Raw genomic sequence first — 912 nt, 5'->3', positions numbered from 1 at the left:
TTTTTACAGCTAGCATAATAAGTAGTGTTTGAAGTTGGGCTTTGGCTAAGCGAAGTACCAGTTCCAATGGCTGTTCCTCCCGAACTTTGGTTATACCAAGTCAGAGTACCTGAACTACACGAAGCAGTCAGCGAAACAGAGCTACCCGAACAAATAGTGATATTATCAACATTAACGCTGGTCGGGCTATTAGGCTGGGTAGTTACTGTTACCTGCGAAGTAGCCACTCGGCTACTTTCACAGGAGCTATTTTTACAGCTAGCATAATAAGAAGTGTTCACAGTTGGACTTTGGCTGAGCGAATTACCAGTTCCAATGGCTGTTCCGCCTGAACTTTGGTTATACCAAGTCAGAGTACCTGTGCTGCAAGTAGCAGTCAGCGAAACAGAGCTACCCGAACAGATAGTGGTATTATCAACATTAACACTTGTCGGACTATTAGGCTGGGTAGTCACCGTTACCTGCGAAGTCGCCACTCGACTACTTTCGCAGGAGCCGTTTTTACAGCTAGCATAATAAGTAGTGTTTGAAGTCGGGCTTTGGCTAAGCGAAGTACCAGTTCCAATAGCTGTTCCCCCTGAACTTTGGTTATACCAAGTTAGTGTACCTGTGCTGCAAGTAGCAGTCAACGAGACAGAGCTACCCAAACAGATAGTCGTATTATTAACATTAACAATGGTCGGGTTATTTGGCTGGGTAGTCACTGTTACTTGGGAAGTAGCCACTCGACTACTTTCGCAGGAGCCGTTTTTACAGCTTGCATAATAAGTAGTGTTTGAAGTCGGACTTTGGCTAAGCGAAGTACCAGTTCCAATGGCTGTTCCACCCGAACTTTGGTTATACCAAGTCAGAGTACCTGTGCTGCAAGTAGCAGTCAACGAGACAGAGCTACCTGAACAGATAGTAGTATTG

The 912-nt window shown here is 45.2% G+C and carries 1 pseudogene; it reads right to left on the bottom strand.

The window, feature by feature from the left end:
- A pseudogene (locus tag WAA15_RS24475) lies at nt 1–912 on the bottom strand (hypothetical protein); the annotation flags it as partial.

The organism is Emticicia sp. 17c (assembly GCF_037153985.1).
In the GTDB taxonomy this organism is placed as follows: Bacteria; Bacteroidota; Bacteroidia; order Cytophagales; family Spirosomataceae; genus Emticicia.
This window is presented reverse-complemented; position numbering and strand designations above follow the sequence as displayed.